Source organism: Herminiimonas sp. CN, from assembly GCF_000622895.1.
Taxonomy (GTDB): Bacteria; Pseudomonadota; Gammaproteobacteria; order Burkholderiales; family Burkholderiaceae_D; genus AVCC01.
Map to the genome: position 1 here is coordinate 58,653 of NZ_AVCC01000001.1, position 14,537 is coordinate 73,189.

Annotated in this window: 23 protein-coding genes; all 23 read right to left on the reverse strand. The window is 56.2% G+C overall.

The window, feature by feature from the left end; translation table 11 throughout:
* Window positions 1-18 precede the first annotated feature (18 nt).
* Entirely contained in the window at window positions 19-729 is a 711-nt protein-coding gene (locus HMCN_RS0100265) for a hypothetical protein (protein WP_025915483.1), read from the reverse strand.
* Window positions 730-743: 14 nt separating this feature from the next.
* Window positions 744-1,004, reverse strand: a complete 261-nt coding sequence (locus HMCN_RS19605) for a hypothetical protein (protein WP_025915484.1) — start codon at window positions 1,002-1,004, stop codon at window positions 744-746.
* A complete protein-coding gene (locus HMCN_RS18070) occupies window positions 988-1,533 on the reverse strand; it encodes a phage protein NinX family protein (RefSeq protein WP_025915485.1) in 546 nt (181 codons plus the stop codon). Before HMCN_RS18070 ends, HMCN_RS19605 begins: the two co-directional genes overlap by 17 nt.
* A complete protein-coding gene (locus tag HMCN_RS18075) occupies window positions 1,530-2,633 on the reverse strand; it encodes a VWA-like domain-containing protein (RefSeq protein ID WP_025915486.1) in 1,104 nt (367 codons plus the stop codon). The genes HMCN_RS18070 and HMCN_RS18075 overlap by 4 nt, the downstream gene beginning before the upstream one ends.
* Window positions 2,630-2,788, reverse strand: coding sequence for a hypothetical protein (locus HMCN_RS18970; protein ID WP_155837275.1), 159 nt, complete (start codon window positions 2,786-2,788; stop codon window positions 2,630-2,632). The genes HMCN_RS18075 and HMCN_RS18970 overlap by 4 nt, the downstream gene beginning before the upstream one ends.
* Window positions 2,785-3,006, reverse strand: coding sequence for a hypothetical protein (locus tag HMCN_RS0100290; RefSeq protein WP_025915487.1), 222 nt, complete (start codon window positions 3,004-3,006; stop codon window positions 2,785-2,787). Before HMCN_RS0100290 ends, HMCN_RS18970 begins: the two co-directional genes overlap by 4 nt.
* Entirely contained in the window at window positions 3,006-3,839 is an 834-nt protein-coding gene (locus HMCN_RS0100295; RefSeq protein ID WP_025915488.1) for a hypothetical protein, read from the reverse strand. Before HMCN_RS0100295 ends, HMCN_RS0100290 begins: the two co-directional genes overlap by 1 nt.
* Before the next feature lie 14 nt (window positions 3,840-3,853).
* Window positions 3,854-4,096, reverse strand: a complete 243-nt coding sequence (locus HMCN_RS19610; RefSeq protein WP_025915489.1) for a hypothetical protein — start codon at window positions 4,094-4,096, stop codon at window positions 3,854-3,856.
* A complete protein-coding gene (locus tag HMCN_RS18980) occupies window positions 4,075-4,386 on the reverse strand; it encodes a hypothetical protein (RefSeq protein ID WP_025915490.1) in 312 nt (103 codons plus the stop codon). The genes HMCN_RS19610 and HMCN_RS18980 overlap by 22 nt, the downstream gene beginning before the upstream one ends.
* 5 nt (window positions 4,387-4,391) lie before the next feature.
* Window positions 4,392-4,736, reverse strand: a complete 345-nt coding sequence (locus HMCN_RS0100310; RefSeq protein ID WP_025915491.1) for a hypothetical protein — start codon at window positions 4,734-4,736, stop codon at window positions 4,392-4,394.
* A gap of 5 nt (window positions 4,737-4,741) precedes the next feature.
* A complete protein-coding gene (locus HMCN_RS0100315; RefSeq protein ID WP_025915492.1) occupies window positions 4,742-4,975 on the reverse strand; it encodes a hypothetical protein in 234 nt (77 codons plus the stop codon).
* The gene (locus HMCN_RS0100320) at window positions 4,972-5,157 is read right to left on the reverse strand and encodes a hypothetical protein (protein WP_025915493.1); all 186 of its coding nucleotides are present in this window, start codon (window positions 5,155-5,157) and stop codon (window positions 4,972-4,974) included. Before HMCN_RS0100320 ends, HMCN_RS0100315 begins: the two co-directional genes overlap by 4 nt.
* A gap of 357 nt (window positions 5,158-5,514) precedes the next feature.
* Window positions 5,515-6,495 (reverse strand): AAA family ATPase, encoded by a 981-nt coding sequence (locus tag HMCN_RS0100330; RefSeq protein ID WP_025915495.1) that lies wholly within the window; start codon window positions 6,493-6,495, stop codon window positions 5,515-5,517.
* Window positions 6,496-7,070: 575 nt separating this feature from the next.
* Complete coding sequence (gene dcd / locus HMCN_RS0100340) at window positions 7,071-7,673, reverse strand: dCTP deaminase (RefSeq protein ID WP_025915497.1); 603 nt, start codon at window positions 7,671-7,673, stop codon at window positions 7,071-7,073.
* Window positions 7,674-7,781: 108 nt separating this feature from the next.
* Window positions 7,782-8,045: a hypothetical protein gene (locus HMCN_RS0100345; protein ID WP_025915498.1), complete on the reverse strand. Its 264-nt coding sequence runs from the start codon at window positions 8,043-8,045 to the stop codon at window positions 7,782-7,784.
* A 10-nt stretch (window positions 8,046-8,055) separates the two neighbouring features.
* Window positions 8,056-8,373 carry a hypothetical protein gene (locus tag HMCN_RS0100350; RefSeq protein ID WP_025915499.1) on the reverse strand — a complete coding sequence of 106 codons (318 nt, stop codon included), beginning with the start codon at window positions 8,371-8,373 and terminating at the stop codon, window positions 8,056-8,058.
* The gene (locus HMCN_RS0100355) at window positions 8,370-8,582 is read right to left on the reverse strand and encodes a hypothetical protein (protein WP_025915500.1); all 213 of its coding nucleotides are present in this window, start codon (window positions 8,580-8,582) and stop codon (window positions 8,370-8,372) included. Before HMCN_RS0100355 ends, HMCN_RS0100350 begins: the two co-directional genes overlap by 4 nt.
* Window positions 8,579-10,930, reverse strand: coding sequence for a DUF5906 domain-containing protein (locus HMCN_RS0100360; RefSeq protein ID WP_025915501.1), 2,352 nt, complete (start codon window positions 10,928-10,930; stop codon window positions 8,579-8,581). The genes HMCN_RS0100355 and HMCN_RS0100360 overlap by 4 nt, the downstream gene beginning before the upstream one ends.
* Before the next feature lie 349 nt (window positions 10,931-11,279).
* Window positions 11,280-12,440, reverse strand: a complete 1,161-nt coding sequence (locus HMCN_RS0100365; protein WP_025915502.1) for a hypothetical protein — start codon at window positions 12,438-12,440, stop codon at window positions 11,280-11,282.
* 161 nt (window positions 12,441-12,601) lie between these two features.
* Window positions 12,602-12,850, reverse strand: coding sequence for a hypothetical protein (locus HMCN_RS0100370; RefSeq protein WP_155837277.1), 249 nt, complete (start codon window positions 12,848-12,850; stop codon window positions 12,602-12,604).
* A gap of 231 nt (window positions 12,851-13,081) precedes the next feature.
* Window positions 13,082-13,375, reverse strand: a complete 294-nt coding sequence (locus tag HMCN_RS0100380) for a hypothetical protein (RefSeq protein WP_025915504.1) — start codon at window positions 13,373-13,375, stop codon at window positions 13,082-13,084.
* A gap of 183 nt (window positions 13,376-13,558) precedes the next feature.
* The gene (locus HMCN_RS0100385; protein ID WP_025915505.1) at window positions 13,559-14,014 is read right to left on the reverse strand and encodes a hypothetical protein; all 456 of its coding nucleotides are present in this window, start codon (window positions 14,012-14,014) and stop codon (window positions 13,559-13,561) included.
* An 87-nt stretch (window positions 14,015-14,101) separates the two neighbouring features.
* A complete protein-coding gene (locus HMCN_RS0100390; RefSeq protein ID WP_025915506.1) occupies window positions 14,102-14,347 on the reverse strand; it encodes a hypothetical protein in 246 nt (81 codons plus the stop codon).
* Between the last annotated feature and the right edge of the window lie 190 nt (window positions 14,348-14,537).

Below are 14,537 nucleotides of genomic sequence, written 5' to 3' on the forward strand. Positions count from 1 at the left end.
TTCTAAAATAGATCGAAATTAGATTATCGACCCATGGGCGTCAAAAAGGCAATCATTTGCTTCAATTGCTTCGTCGACGCATTCATCACTGGTGAGCCAGTCGTGCTCTTTCTCCAGCTGGTTGTAAATCCAGTCGGCGAAGGAGGAGACATATTCATTCATCGCTTCTTCGATTTCTTCCGGGCAGGAGCCGGGTTCGACTTTGGTGCGGTAGCATCCGCGCTCGTCCCCGCTGATCATGATGCGGGAGTCCTGCAGGACTTCGTCCTGCTCCTCATCCTCATCCATCACATAGCCGGTCAGCCGCAGTGTGACCAGCCGCAGGGTGATCAGGTCGTACAGCGCCTCGCCCTCAGCAGCCAGAGAGAATAAACGATCGTCTGTGCAGCCTCGTCCGGTATATTCCCGCAGCCGGGTCACGCAGCCCTTGAGCTGGGTGATGTACAGATCGCCCGAATAACAGCAGCCATCGCCCTGACTCCAGAACCCGGAGAAGGAGATGTCGGGCTGCGTGTAGGACTTGCCGTTGTGTGGCCGGCTGTGCTGCAGCCCGACCTCGATGCCGATCAGCTTGCCAATCGTCACCGCATCTTCATAGACGAACTCCCACCATTCATATTCCGGATCATGCTCGCGCCATTTATCTCTGGCTTTGTTCTTGGCAGCGTTATCCAGCTCGTCGAAGGTGAACTCGGTCTTCTCTTCGACTTCAGCAATGTCTTCACTCATGTCTTTCTCCTGATTTAACTACCGCCGTCGCCGTGGCCGTCGCCGTCGCCGTCGCCGTCGCCGTAGCCGTGGCCGTGGCCGTAGCCGTGGCCGTGGCCGTGGCCGTGGCCGTAGCCGTGGCCGTGGCCGTCGCCGTCGCCGTAGCCGTGGCCGTGGCCGTGGCCGTAGCCGTGGCCGTGGCCGTCGCCGTAGCCGTCGCCGTGGCCGTCGAGGGTGATTAGACGTCCGTCGGTCAGGCCCAGCAGACGGCGGGTCAGTTTAAGGATGAGGTCCATTCAGTTCTTCCGGTATCTCAACTTCATCACCGAGTTTCGATGCAACGTAGCAACGCATGGCGGCGATCAGGGGTGTGGGGCCTCGAAAAGAGCGGTCTTTGTGCCATACAATCGTTGCTCCAGACTTTCTACAAGTCATGGCGTAGTAAGTTCCGTGCGCTGCACTGTCGGGACGATGGTACTTGCGAAAAGAAATATCCTCACGCTCAATGAGCGGCCCACTTAACGCCCAGTCAGTTGAGTAGGGTAGGAGTACCGCTTTACTATTTACAGCGTCCCATCCGGGTTCGGTGTCGAGTGCCTTCGCCACCGCCCAATCAAGAGCAGCGCCAACCAATTCTGATGTTTTCGTTTTCATGATCTCTCCCCCAGAAGGTGCAAATAAGACAGCCTTTAAATCGCTGATGTTCTGCGCCTCTCTTACCTGTTTTCGTTGTTGTCTATTACGCAGAATTTCCTTGGCCTGCATGAGGCTACAGTCCTTCTCGGCTACTACATGCTCGATGTCTTCTCGGGTAATCGGGTTCATACCTCAATCTCCACTGTTTCACCGAACGGCCCTTGCTGTGCGTTGGTGCAGCACCACAGAGTTGGGTAGTCCGGCACGTCGAAGTCAGTCGGGCCATACAAGTCTGTCAGGTAGACCAGACACACCGGCCGGATACTGTTCTCTTCAACCCAGTCGAATACCGGCTTGAACGCGGTGCCGCCGCCGCCGCATGCTTCCAGCTTGAATGGGTCGTGGCGGGCGAAGGTCTTGGTACCGGCGACTTGGGCGTCGCAGTAGACGACGTGGACGTTGGCCGGCAAGGTCTCGGCAATGATGGATTCGCACTCGGCGGAAAACGCATCGAGCGTGGTCTGGTCGATCGAGCCCGAGGTGTCGACCCCGATCACGATGTCGCCCATGCTCTCGCTGTAGAGCGACGGCATGTAGACGCCATGCACCAGCATCGCCTTGTTCGGCTTGGTCCAGGCATAGTCGTCCTTGCTGCGCTCGGTGATGAAGCGGCGTAGTGCTTCCCTCCAGTCGACCTGAGGCTTCAGCAGGCCGTCGACGAAGCGCTCCAGCGCACCGGGCAGCTTGCCCATCATCTTGGCGGCGTTGGCGGCCTGGATCGTGGCGACTTTCCATTCGCGCGTGGCTTCTGTCTGTGCTGCCGGATCGGGCTCGCCAGGCTGCATGTCATCCAGCGGAGCGCCGTGGCCGTTATTGCCGTCTTTGTCAGGTTCCGGCAGCAGGGTGTAGATGTGGTCAGCGGACATGTCCTTGAATGCCGGGTTGAGCAGGGCGGTACCTTCGAACTTGAAGCCGACGTCTTCCAGCAACCGATTGATGGCATAGTCCGCGGCTTGGTTCCAGCGCGAGTGGGTGCGTTCGCCCAGGCGAGACATGTGGTCCAGCACACAGTGCATGACCTCATGGGCGATGACCGCTTTGGTCAAGCCGGCGCTGATGCCGTTGACAAAGGCCGGGTTGTAGCTGATGGTCTTGCCGTCGACCGCCATGGTCTTGACGGAGGCATCTTCGGCCAGCTTCAGACGTAGAGCCAGTGCGCCGAAGAAGGGCTGGTCGAGGATCAGCGTGGCTCGCGCGCGGGTGAGTTTGGTTGCGGCTTCTTGGTTCATGATTCTTTTCCTGTCCTTACATAGACCCAGGCTGCGACCCATGCGCCACCTTCGTCGTTAGGGCGGACTGCGGCGTTGTCATCAATCTCGATGTCGTTGTCTGAGCCGTCTGCCCAGAACTCGATCGCGAGCTGCCTGATTTCGTAGTTGTTCATTTCGTCATCCTTATTTCCAAAGCCTTCATTACCAGCTCCACCGCCATCGGCGGTCCGTCGGCGGCGTGCCCCTCTATCCGCTTGATCCACCAGAGCTGGGTATCGGTGTCCCAGGAGTCGAACTTGTTTTTGTTCGAACTCCATCTGGTGTCATCAAGCCATAAGTTTCGCAGCGCCAAGCGGTATAACTGGACCTTGACGAGGGCTTCTCCGCCCATCACAGATGTGTGGAGATAGTACTCAGGATGCTTGCTGCTTCCTGCGCCACGCGAGCGCGGGCCTGATACGACCGGCGCAGGCAACCGGGCGGTTCGTGCAGGTCGCGCATCACGCGGATGCAGACGTCATTGAGTTCCTTGTTGTTGGTGATGTTCAGCTTGGGCAGCATTAGGGCCAGCTCGGTGACATTCTCGACGATACTGTCGCGAAAGACTGGCTTGTCCTTGAGCATCGTGGTCTCCAGCTTCGAGACCACATCAAATAGGCGTTGCCAGCACTCCCGGACTGCGCCGGCCTGGCGCTCGGCTACTGTGGCGTCGATACTAGCCTTGATCTCTTCCAGCGCTTCGTTGCCGACATCGACCCGGAAGTCCTTGGCGTCCGGTACCGGCAAGAAACTGACGTTCAGCCCAAAGCGTGACTGGATGTCGTCAGCCGGTGGATAGTCCTGGGCATCGTACATGGTACCCAAGCGCTGGCGGGCAGCGGACACCAGCTGTGGATAGTCCACGACGAATATTTTGGTCAGCGCCTCGTTGTCGCTTTTGAATTGGCGCATTGCTGCGGTGTAATCCATGTACGCCTTGGCCGGCAGCAGGCGGTCGCCGTTGTCGCCCCACGGCAGCGTCATCGTGTAGTGGTAGTCGCGGATGCGACCGGCGTGCTTGGCCAGCGGGTCGAGTGCGGACTTGTCGATCAGTAGCTTGTTGTAACGTCCGCCGTCCTGCGCGCTATGGGTGGCATCAACCTCGAGTGAGACTGCGCGGTCATGTTTGCGGGCCGTCCACTGGCGAATGTTGAGGTTCGCGATCATCGCTCGGTTCTGCAGCATGTCTTTCTCCTGATTTAATTACCACCGTAGCCGTCGCCGTAGCCGTAGCCGTCGCCGTAGCCGTGGCCGTGGCCGGAGCCGTGGCCGGAGCCGTCGCCGTAGCCGTAGCCGTAGCCGTGGCCGTCGCCGTAGCCGTCGCCGTAGCCGAAGCCGTCGCCGTAGCCGTCGCCGTCGCCGTCGCCGGAGCCGTCCAGAGTCATCAGCCGGCCGTCGGTCAGGCCCAGCAGACGGCGGGTCAGTTTAAGGATGAGGTCCATTTGGACTGGTTGCAGTCAACGGTGAACAGCACAGCTTTCAGCTGCGGGCGCACAGTGCAGGAGGCGTCGAGCACGGTGTCTGCGACTGGGCCATCCTTGAGTTGACCGAGGCCCTCGGAGGTGCCCCACTTACGAATGCAGCGGGCTTTGTCGATGTACATTTCAGTTTCGGTACGAGTGACGTAACCGACGAAGACGAAGCCGCGGTCGAGGGCGACAATTTGGATTTGCGGGGTAGTAGGGCTCAAGTTTTCGGCTTGTTGGACTATCGGTGTTTTCTTGGTTGCCATATTCTTTATCCTTTAGAGGTTGTAGCCATTCTTCTTTTGAGGGTTCCGCGAGTATCCGTAGAGCGGTCTTTGTGTTTTTCGATCTGGGTCTGAGTGAATAGCCAACCTTCCTGAATGGCAAGTTGCAACGCTTCGATGATTTTTTCGGCATGCTCGACGGTATCTACAGCCAGATGATTCTTACCGGCGAGAGTTTTTAAGTAGCATCCGAAGTGGTTTTCATGGTGATCACAGCCTTGTTCGAGCTGGCCGGCAGCTTCCCAGGAGTTTCCTTTATAGAACTGAATTACGGGTTGCCCAGACGTGTTGTCCGCCGGCGTTTCGGATATGTTGATTACGAACTGTTTCATGTTCTTTATCCTTTAAGTCTGAGTTCAATAAATCTCTGCATAATGGCCTGGGCCAGCGGGTCGCCGTCATCGGCCATGTGTTTGATCTTGACCATGCCGGAGGCTTCGAGCTTCATCGCGTTGGTAATTTTGTAGCACTGTTCGACTGTTGAGGCCCAGGCGCGTTGCTGTTCGGTAGAGTCAAAGACGATATGGCCGCGGGATGCTTGCCACTTGCGGTTCTCTTCAGACTCGTTCATCCTGTCATCCTCCTCTCTACGTACATCGCCCAGACCTTCTCGGCTCTGGGTATGCCGGCTTTGGCTTCTTCCAGGCAGCGCTTGTAGCCGTTCTGGTTATCGAAGTAATACTCCAGGCCCTCTGCTTTGGGGTCTACGTACAGGGCGTACCAGGTCGTCCGCTCTTTGACAGACCAGGTCATCGTGTCAGCCTGTACTTCAAAGCGAATGCGACGATCTTCAGATTTGTCGGGTCCGTGCTGTTCATTACGTCTGCAATCCAGCGCTCGGGGTTTCTATAGAAGAGACTCAGCTTAAAGTGGTCTCTGCTTGGGCCTACACTATCGATAATCGCCCGCACCCAGCACAACTGCTCTGGTGTCTCGCGTAGCTTGGGCACATCTTTCGGAACGAACCCGCGCGCTTCGAGTTCGTCTCGCAGCCTGGAGTTGTGCTGACCGTTGCGGGCGGTCATCATCCATGAGTAGTACAAGTGAACGCTGTCCATCCAGATGATCTCCAACCGCTGACCGTCCAAGGTCCTCCAGATCGCGCTCACGTCACACCCAGACCGCGCTATTCGTTATGCCCCACTTGATGAACGCCTTGGTCTCGCTGATGCTTCTGTCCTGGCGTGTGGCGTCGCGCACGGTGACGACCTGGAACTCGATCGGCATCCGGCCCACGTACTGCATCATGCGGTCGAAGGTGTCCTTCTTGACCTTGGCGCCGAGCGCCGAACTCAGGGCGTACAGCGTGGCCGGCGCGTCGGGGATCGCTACCTTGTCCGGGTTCAGCATGATCTCATCGATTGATGGTAGATCGCGGTAGACTCGTAAGAACGCAGAGAACTCGGCGGCCGCGCCTTCGCCAACCGTACCTTTCAGCACCTCAAACTCGGTGTCGCGGTCCAGGCCGGAGTCGATGACCTGCGACGCGAAGGCCCAGCTGCGCGGAGTAGGAAAGGCGCGCTGGGTGTAATCCGGCGCGTGCAGCAGATTGGTGCGGAAGCGGATGAAGCTGATCAGCTCGGTCGGCATGGCGTTGTCAAGCGCCCACTCCGACCAGTCGTCCAGGCTGACCTCGATGTCGAGGTGGACGAAGCGGTTGCTTAGAGCGGCCGGCATACGATTGACGACAGAGCGGTCAGACTCACGATTGCCGGCCGCAAGAATGCTCCAGCCGGCTGGCAGGGTGTAGTCGCCGATCTTGCCGGTCAGGGTCAGCTGCATCGCGGCAGCCTGGGTGGCTGGCGCGGCCGAATTGAGCTCGTCGAGAAACAGGATGCCCTTGCCCTTGGTCGGCAGTTCGCCGTCGCGATAGAACTGCATGGTCTTGGATTTGGCGTCCGGCATCGGAAAGCCTTTGATGTCGGTCGGGTCGCGCAGGGCCATGCGGAAGTCGACCAGTTGCAGCTTGTCTTCCTTGGCGATCGATTCGACCAGATCGGACTTGCCGACGCCGGGAGGACCCCAGAGAAACACGGCACGTTTTTGCGCCATGAGGAAGCGCAGGGCGGGTTTGAGTTGAGATGGGCGCATTACGGTACTCCTTGTGGATAAAGAGGGATTAAGTAAATTAAGTGTTGGGCAGATAAGTGTCGGACAGCTTGGAGCAGAGGTATGCCGCTGCGTATTCGGTCTTTACTTACCTAACCAACAAGGAAGCTCCCTCGGCGCTAATCCCGAAGCAAGCATTGCAGCTTCCCTGTTGCTTGGTATTTACAACACCAACACCTGTCGGCCTATTCAAAACCGACAAGTAAGCGTTCTTCGGTTTAGTCCCTGGCTATCGGTGCCAGGTGACCTCCGTAGATACAAGATCGCTTACTTGTTGGTGCTGGATCATTAAGCGGACCCAGCTACGCTTCCCATCTCACTAGGATCGGTACTCTACATTAGATCGTAGATAGACTGCAAGTAAACTTTAAGAGATCGCGTCAAATAATGACGCCTTACTCGGTTCCCTGATCTGTCGGCGCAATTTATTCGCCTTCATCTGGTAATGGATTGTGTTAGCGCGAGCCTGTAGCGCCGCTCGGGCCTCTATGACTGCGTAACGCTCGGCCCACAACAGTTGGTACTGCAGCCAGAGTTTGTTGAGGCGACCGGTCATCTCAGCTCCTTGGCAGCGTTACGCCGGTCTGGCCCTGATACTTGCCGCCGCGATCGGCGTAAGTGGTATCACACTGTTCGTCGCTCTGGAAGAACAGCATCTGGGCGCAGCCTTCGTTGGCGTATATCTTGGCCGGCAACGGCGTGGTGTTGCTGAACTCCAGCGTCACGTAGCCCTCCCATTCAGGCTCGAGCGGTGTCACATTGACGACGATGCCGCAGCGCGCATAGGTGGACTTGCCCAGGCACACCACCAGTACGTCCCTCGGTATCTTGAAGCGCTCGATGGTACGCGCCAACACGAACGAGTTGGGCGGAATGATGCAGACATCGCCGGTGAAGTCGACGAAGCACTTGTCGTCGAAGTTCTTCGGGTCGACGATCGTGCTGTTGACGTTGGTGAATATCTTGAATTCGTTGGCGCAACGTACATCGTAGCCGTATGAGGAGGTGCCGTAGGAGATGATTTTCTCCTCGACCATGCGGACGAGGCCGTTATCGTTGCTTAGTACATCCTTTGTCCGTTTCTGTCCTGCCTCGAACGGGCTGATCATGATCTGGTCCTGCGCCATGTGGCGTATCCAGTGGTCGGGTTTGATTGACATATCGTGGTTCCTTTGGTCTGATGAAACGAACAGCGAGAGACGCTTCCCAAGATGGGTCCCGCCCGTGCCGCCCGTTGTTACGGGCTAGAAGCGCCCCTCGCTCTTGGCTTAACCGTCCCATCCTTCCGACTGAGCAAATCCGTCGCACTGGGCGTCGAACTCGGCGGCGCTAAACTCGCCGCCCGTCTCGGCGAGGAATCGAGCACGTATTGCGCGGTAGCGCTCAGCGTCGCGCAGATTTTCGGTAGGGTAGTAGAGCGTCTGCCCGGCTGGTTTGTTACTGGCGAATATCCATCCGGCGTGCTGGGGTTTTTCTGCCTCGATTGCCTCGGCGCCGTTCGATTGTGTTTGGTCGTGTTGGTTAGCGGACATAGTGATCTCCTTATCGGGATGATTCGCAAGCGGACATGAAGGCCCGGATTTTTGTTTCGTAGCCTTTCAGCTCGCCTTTCTGCCACCAGAGCGGAGTGGTAGGTGCGACCGGAAGGTTGTCGCGGGCGACCAGCGCGTAGACGAACTTGTTGAAGGTGTCGCTGATCTCGCGCACCAGCTGGCCTTCGACCAGCGTGCGCAGGGTGGCTATGACCTGCTTGCGCGGCAGGCCGGTTTCGCTTACCAGCTTGGTCAGCGGCATGCGCGTGTATGAGGTCTCGGTCAGAATGCGCACGACTGCCTGCTCGGCGGATTCGGGAGTGCTCATCGTACGGTCCGTGTGGTCGTCGTGGTGACGGTCGTCACCACTTCGCGCATGACCTTGCGTGGGATGCGGCGATGGCTGTGCAGCGCGTCCTTGACCATGATGACGGTGTTGCGATCAGGCGAAGCGAGGTACTTGCCGTCCAGCGACTGCAGCGCGGTGTGGAGCGATTCGGCTTGGTGTGCGGAGAGGAGGAGGTGGATTGAGTTCATTTCATTACTCTCAGTTTGGGTGCGGTTCTCAGGGGGGTGATCTGTAGTTCATAGTCACGGAAGTTCTTCACATCCTTCCATTCAACCCGCATGCCCATCACGGGTTTGTCGATGCGGACTTTGACCAGGTGGATGCGGTGGTGCTTGAGCAGGCTGGTGAACTTGTTCGATGTCTGCGGCATGCCGCCGGCCGTGTAGTCGAACAGGGTGTGCAGCTCGTCTCGAGCAATATTGCAGGAGCCGTCCGCGCGATCGGTACGCGCCAGAATCGCCTTCAGTACGTCGTCGTATGCGTGGTCCCGGTTTGCCTGAAGGCCGTTGGGATTCTCCTTGTCGCTGGTTGGGCGTTCATTCATGAACATCTCGAAGTTGCCGTTGATGAGGGCAGACCCGATAGTGTCCACGGACAATTCACTGATCGAGATCATGTTGTCGCGGTCATCCGATTCGATAGGAGTACCGGCCTGTGCAGCGTCGACCTGGTACTGCATCAGGTAGTCGTGAAAGCCTTGCAGCTCTTTCGGGATCGTCTGCTCGATCTCCTGCTGGGTGATGACCAGCCGTTCGGGTTGATACTTACCGACATTGAACCGGCGGTCCTCCTTGTCGATCATTACTGGATCAGTCTTGTTGCTGGCGAATATCCAGTTGGTGTAGTTGCGCACTTCAACCGAGTTGTTGCGCATGAGCCGCACTGCGACGAATTTCTCAGTAATGAAGTTCTTCAGCTTGGCCATTACGCCGCGTTCGTTGATCAGCGCCTTGGCCTCGATCTCGTCGATGAATACGATGAAGCAGTTCTTCAAATACTCGTTGTACTTCTCGTTCAGGCTCTCAGCCTGCCGTACCGCGGTCTGCGCCTGACCGAACAGCGGGCGCAGGATGCTGTCCATCAGCACGCCCTTGCCGGTGCCAGTGCGTCCGTGCATCACCCATGCAGTCTTGGTGCGGTCGCGGAACTGCAGGATGAACGCGACCCAGTTCATGAAGTGCTCAGTGATCTTATCGTCGCATCCGAGTGCATGGTGGATCACCTTGTGGATGGTCTTGGGGCAGGGCACGGCTTTCTTGGGCAGGTCGTGCTGCATGTATTCAGTGGGCTGGAAGGTGTTGATCGACTTGTTGGCTGGGTCGACCTTGACGTTGTCCTGTGGGTCGAACGTCAGCTCCCACTCGGGGATGTAGTCGCCCAATGGCATACCATGCTGCTTGGCGAAATGGCGCACTTGAGTTTCGTTGCGGGCTTCATTGATGTCGAGCGTGTCGGTCTGCGCATCATGGGTGCCACGCCAGTAGGCACCAGTCTTGCTGTCGCAGAACGCCAGGTAGGTGACGCCCTGACTCGATACACGCACGGCCTGAGTAGTCAGGCTCTGCCAGTACTCGGGCAGCAGCTCCTTTGTTACATAGGCGGGCTCGCCCTTGAAGTTGTGGATATAGTCCGGGTTGTCTTCCGGATGGAAGTAGCCCCAGCTGTCACCGCCGTTCAGATTGAAATAGACGAAGCCGCGTTCGATCTTCATGTCAGTCACGATGCAGGAGTCAGGCTTGTTCATGACTTCCGTGTTGCCGTGCATCTTGTAGGTAGTCTTGCGTGGCGGGTAGCCCAGCACTGCGCGTATCTCGTTGATACGCTTGGCAGTCAGCATCCGATTTTGTTCGCTGGAGTGAATGGTGCCCGGGACGATGAGGGTCTCGTTGGTCTTACGTACGTATGAGATGCGGGGGGTTTTTCCGAGCGGGTCCTTAATACCCTTGAGTAACGGCGGTGCTATGTATAACAGTTTGTCGTTCTGACAGGCGGAGATGTCCAATGGCCAGCTAATGGCGTTGCCGGTCTTGGTCAGACCCATTGCGTCCCGCAGGATGGAGATCGTGTGGTTGAGCTGGATCAGCCACTGCTTGATCAGTTGTGCTGGCACCGGTTTATCTAACCACATGTAGATGTGGGCGCGTAGTTCTTTGTTCTCGATCCCGTAGCTGGCAGACCACTGTACTATGTATGAGACATCCCCCAGTCGCAACGCCTTGAGGAAGTCGTCGATGGTGGACACGTTCGGGATACCGTCGAGATCGAGCACGATCCACTCGGTAGTGGCGTTCGAGTCCGTGGTGCCGGCGCGGGATTCGCAAGACAACGCGCGTGTTGGATTTCCCTTGACCAGGCAGTGACCAAGTACTGCGTGTTTCTTCAGCAGGATCTCCATGTGGTGCAGATCGGTCGCGTCCTCGGTGATCGACGTGACCTCATAAACATTCGGATAGCTGGTCTTGTTGATCGTCCCGTCTGCCTTCTTGGCATAGGATTTGGTGAGTGGTACGGGGGCTTTTAGGAACGTCAGCTGCATGGGAAAGTCCTTAGTTCAGACGGTGTTTTTCATGGGTATTGAGGGAAATGATTCTACGCTCTAATTTAGAGCCACGGAGACATTAGTTTTAGGGCTAAAAATGGAACAACAGAACACCAAAAACGCTTGGAGCCCTTTGTTTACTTATTTGTTCTATTGTTCTGTTCTGTTTTAATTTATAACACAAGAAGAATAGAGTAGTAGGTAGGGTAGGTATATTGTATATAGGTATAGAAACGAATTGGGAAGTGGAACACGGAACATTGGAACAGGCCAAATTTGCCAGTTCAGTATGCATGTAAGGGTAATGCAGAAATGCGCCCAGCTCCTTTCGGAGTGGGCGCGGTGATTAATGCAGAGGTGTGATGGTTGTGACGTCACTGCATCCGTGAGGGATACGGGTCAGCTTTGGTTTGGCTGCTTGCGCAATAACTGCATTGACTGAGATGTCTTCCCATTCGCCAAGTCGGCCTTGATCGAATGCGGTCCGTACTTCTGCTGTACGTGCCGCTGCTTCCAGTTCGAGGTGCAGTGCATTGACGATGTCGTATAGGTGATCGATTCTGTCGCTGTCTCGATCTTTACGGCGTTCCTCTTGGTCTATAGCGCTAACGACTTGGTTGTAGACGGACACGCTCCATCTATATTGAACGTGCAGGGGGATGGATACCCATAAGTCGTCCGTGAGCCGAGTTGGTACAGTGTCCCGTAGTGAGGACAGCACGTAGTCCATCTCAACTTTGTGTACGCGAGCCTTGTGCTCATCGATAGCCTGAGCAGAGCTGCTTCGCTTTGCCTCGATAGCGTACCTGGCAGGAGAGGCAGCACGCCGTGCTTTTTCGATCGTGTCGTACGCGACGTCAAGTTCCTTATCTCGGTCGTTCGTTTGCATTTTGTGGATTAGTTCGTGCGGCATCTTAGGCGGGTACTTTGCAGCGTAGTCTGGATTGCCACGTTGCATGTACAGCATCTGCATGTAGACACCGGTGAGCACCGTGACATCGAACTCCGGCAGAGCCATGTGTCCGTCGTCTTCAGACATTTCTTTATCTGCACGTTTCTCGAACATATCAGCGTATGAGCCATTGAAGATGTCGATGGTTGGCTCTGGCAGCTTGGCCCTTGCGTTCGCCTTACGGTAAGCCCAGAGCAATTGGCTGCACACTGAATAGCCGAGTGATCCAACGATGGTATTGGTCGCGAAGTATTCACTAGCTGGTGCAAGACTGACCAGACTGTCCAGATATTCCATCGGGTTGGTGAGCAATGGTGCAGTGTCTATAGATGCCAACTGGTTGCCGCGATTGTCGTACTTGATTTCACTGGACATATTCATAGCTTCTACTGTTGCGGAGCCGGCAGCCGATTGATAGTGTTTATTGGACATGGCGCGTTGCATCACTACATCCTGATCTTCCGGTACAGGGCGTGATGCGTTATCGGTACGGACGGCGGCAGCGCGTGCTTTGGACTTGATCTGTGCTTCTGTGAGTGCGTTGGCGATAGGCATGATATTTCCTTGAGGTTAATGAGTAACGGAGCGAGTTGCGAACAGCACCAACAGATCGGTGCCTTGGCGTGATGCAGTGGTTAATGCTTCAGAGCGGTTACAGGCAAAGACATGCAGGAGCGTAGGTGCGCTGCGTACAGTTGCCATGATGTGGTACTCGTTTAGTGTGTGGCCAGTGGGCATCCCAGTTCCTCCTCGAGTGCAGCAATCATGTCGAACGTGATATCCGCATACACCTGATTGCTCTGATTGGTGGCTGCATACGTGATGCATACAGGTTCATCCGGGTCGATCTCGCGGATGGGCTCTGCTGCAACGTACACTGTCGTGGTGTAGCCGCAAGAGTGAATGGTGAGGATTCGGTTGTCGTTGTTAGCGCTGTCGTAAACGTATTCAGTTTTAATTGCCATGGTCATTTCTCCTTTGTGAGTGGGTACAACACAAAAGCAGAAATGACCAGACTCCCTGGGGTTGGGAGTCTGGTGGTTGATTAAGCTAGTCCTGCGTATTGCTTACTCACTATGTCGCTCTGACCTTCGCTGCGATACGCTTGGTACGTGTTGTACGCCTCGATGCATTCTTCAACTGTGTCGTAAGGGTTGAATCTGTGAACCCATGCGACGATCTCGTCAGTACTCATCTCAATCTCCTTGAATTCGTTTAATCACATTGAACACACCGCTGTAATAAAGCCCGTCGGTGATATGCCCATACAGATATCGGCCTGCGGAAAGTAGTGCCGATGTAATGAGCGCGCCGGTCGCCGCGACCATTACACCACTAAACGTGCCCCAGTGAATTATGTTAAGTGCTATGAATATTCCGATATCCATAGCCAAAGGATATGACAACATTTTCATTCGCACGCGCCACGAACATTTAAAAAAGACGAACAGCAAACCCAGCGCGACGATCACGCCCGATTCAATAATCATTGTACTCCCCTAGAGTATAGTGTTGAACACGGAGTTCACCAGCCCTCCGGTTCAGAGAATTTAATTACGGAGTTCACGAGCCCTCCGGTTCAGCATGCTGGGAACCTTGGGTCGAGCCCTCCGGTTCAGGACGGAGCAAACCCGCGAAAAAGCGCGACGGGCCGAAACCCGCCGAGCTTTTCGTTACGCCGCCTGCACTTCCTTCTTGCCGCCCCAGCTGAACCAGCCGGCGACCTTGTCCTTGGCGCAGGCTGCATGTTCGTCGATCTTGCCGCCGAGGATGTAGCGGCTGATTGCAGCACCTGCCTTGATCGCCGCGTACAGCATGATGATGAAGCCGACGCTGTACAGCACCCATGCAACGAACAGCGATCCCGTGACAGTCATCGCTCCGGTGAACAGGATATTTATGATGATCTGACCGACGGTGCCGATCGCAAAACCTGCGGTGAAACAGGCGATGAAGTTGAGCAGTACGCGCTTCCAGCCCGGCAGCTGCACGCCCGCCATCGCTAGAAAGTCCTTGATCGAGAACTCCATGCTGTCGGTGTCGGCATGCACCGGTTGCGGCTGCGCGGCCAGAGCTTCTGTGAAGTCAACGGATTGTGCGGCTTGTTTGGTTTGTGAACGAGTAGCCATGATAGAACTCCTTTAGATTGATTGAGTGAGATGAAACACAAAAGCAGAGATGACCGGACGCGCGGGGTTTTGCGCGTCCTTGGTGGATCAAACCCGGACCGTCTTACCCTTCGATACGGCCAACTGCTTCGCCGCAGCCATCGCAGCCGCCCGGTCTCTCTGCCACTGCGGCATGGTGTTGAGTGCCGAGGCCACTTCGGTTACGTTGGCCAGCTTGCCGCGCAGGTCTTCCACGAGGTAGCGCAGTTCGGCGATCTCTTTCTCTTGGTAGATACGTGCGGCGCGCTCGCGGTCTAGTTCGTCGCGCATCTGTGCAGTGGTGAGTTTGGTCATGGTGATTCTCCATTAGGTTAGTTACACACAAGCAGGACTGACCAGACGCGGCGGGGTATCGCGTCTGCGCTTGACTGACAGCGCCAGCCAAGATGCGTGTGCTGCTCTTGACTTTGGTTTCCTGTGCCCGGCAGTGAAGAGACTCCTTTCGGGCTGGCCTGGAGACGAATCCGAAGTGGGGTGGTTCGGT

Excerpts from the sequence above, each read along its gene's own strand:
- HMCN_RS0100265 (WP_025915483.1), bottom strand. The coding sequence starts at position 729 with ATGAGTGAAGACATTGCTGAAGTCGAAGAGAAGACCGAGTTCACCTTC.
- HMCN_RS19605 (WP_025915484.1), bottom strand. The coding sequence starts at position 1,004 with ATGGACCTCATCCTTAAACTGACCCGCCGTCTGCTGGGCCTGACCGAC.
- HMCN_RS18070 (WP_025915485.1), bottom strand. The coding sequence starts at position 1,533 with ATGAACCCGATTACCCGAGAAGACATCGAGCATGTAGTAGCCGAGAAG.
- HMCN_RS18075 (WP_025915486.1), bottom strand. The coding sequence starts at position 2,633 with ATGAACCAAGAAGCCGCAACCAAACTCACCCGCGCGCGAGCCACGCTG.
- HMCN_RS18970 (WP_155837275.1), bottom strand. The coding sequence starts at position 2,788 with ATGAACAACTACGAAATCAGGCAGCTCGCGATCGAGTTCTGGGCAGAC.
- HMCN_RS0100290 (WP_025915487.1), bottom strand. The coding sequence starts at position 3,006 with ATGGGCGGAGAAGCCCTCGTCAAGGTCCAGTTATACCGCTTGGCGCTG.
- HMCN_RS0100295 (WP_025915488.1), bottom strand. The coding sequence starts at position 3,839 with ATGCTGCAGAACCGAGCGATGATCGCGAACCTCAACATTCGCCAGTGG.
- HMCN_RS19610 (WP_025915489.1), bottom strand. The coding sequence starts at position 4,096 with ATGGACCTCATCCTTAAACTGACCCGCCGTCTGCTGGGCCTGACCGAC.
- HMCN_RS18980 (WP_025915490.1), bottom strand. The coding sequence starts at position 4,386 with ATGGCAACCAAGAAAACACCGATAGTCCAACAAGCCGAAAACTTGAGC.
- HMCN_RS0100310 (WP_025915491.1), bottom strand. The coding sequence starts at position 4,736 with ATGAAACAGTTCGTAATCAACATATCCGAAACGCCGGCGGACAACACG.
- HMCN_RS0100315 (WP_025915492.1), bottom strand. The coding sequence starts at position 4,975 with ATGAACGAGTCTGAAGAGAACCGCAAGTGGCAAGCATCCCGCGGCCAT.
- HMCN_RS0100320 (WP_025915493.1), bottom strand. The coding sequence starts at position 5,157 with ATGACCTGGTCTGTCAAAGAGCGGACGACCTGGTACGCCCTGTACGTA.
- HMCN_RS0100330 (WP_025915495.1), bottom strand. The coding sequence starts at position 6,495 with ATGCGCCCATCTCAACTCAAACCCGCCCTGCGCTTCCTCATGGCGCAA.
- dcd (WP_025915497.1), bottom strand. The coding sequence starts at position 7,673 with ATGTCAATCAAACCCGACCACTGGATACGCCACATGGCGCAGGACCAG.
- HMCN_RS0100345 (WP_025915498.1), bottom strand. The coding sequence starts at position 8,045 with ATGTCCGCTAACCAACACGACCAAACACAATCGAACGGCGCCGAGGCA.
- HMCN_RS0100350 (WP_025915499.1), bottom strand. The coding sequence starts at position 8,373 with ATGAGCACTCCCGAATCCGCCGAGCAGGCAGTCGTGCGCATTCTGACC.
- HMCN_RS0100355 (WP_025915500.1), bottom strand. The coding sequence starts at position 8,582 with ATGAACTCAATCCACCTCCTCCTCTCCGCACACCAAGCCGAATCGCTC.
- HMCN_RS0100360 (WP_025915501.1), bottom strand. The coding sequence starts at position 10,930 with ATGCAGCTGACGTTCCTAAAAGCCCCCGTACCACTCACCAAATCCTAT.
- HMCN_RS0100365 (WP_025915502.1), bottom strand. The coding sequence starts at position 12,440 with ATGCCTATCGCCAACGCACTCACAGAAGCACAGATCAAGTCCAAAGCA.
- HMCN_RS0100370 (WP_155837277.1), bottom strand. The coding sequence starts at position 12,850 with ATGGCAATTAAAACTGAATACGTTTACGACAGCGCTAACAACGACAAC.
- HMCN_RS0100380 (WP_025915504.1), bottom strand. The coding sequence starts at position 13,375 with ATGATTATTGAATCGGGCGTGATCGTCGCGCTGGGTTTGCTGTTCGTC.
- HMCN_RS0100385 (WP_025915505.1), bottom strand. The coding sequence starts at position 14,014 with ATGGCTACTCGTTCACAAACCAAACAAGCCGCACAATCCGTTGACTTC.
- HMCN_RS0100390 (WP_025915506.1), bottom strand. The coding sequence starts at position 14,347 with ATGACCAAACTCACCACTGCACAGATGCGCGACGAACTAGACCGCGAG.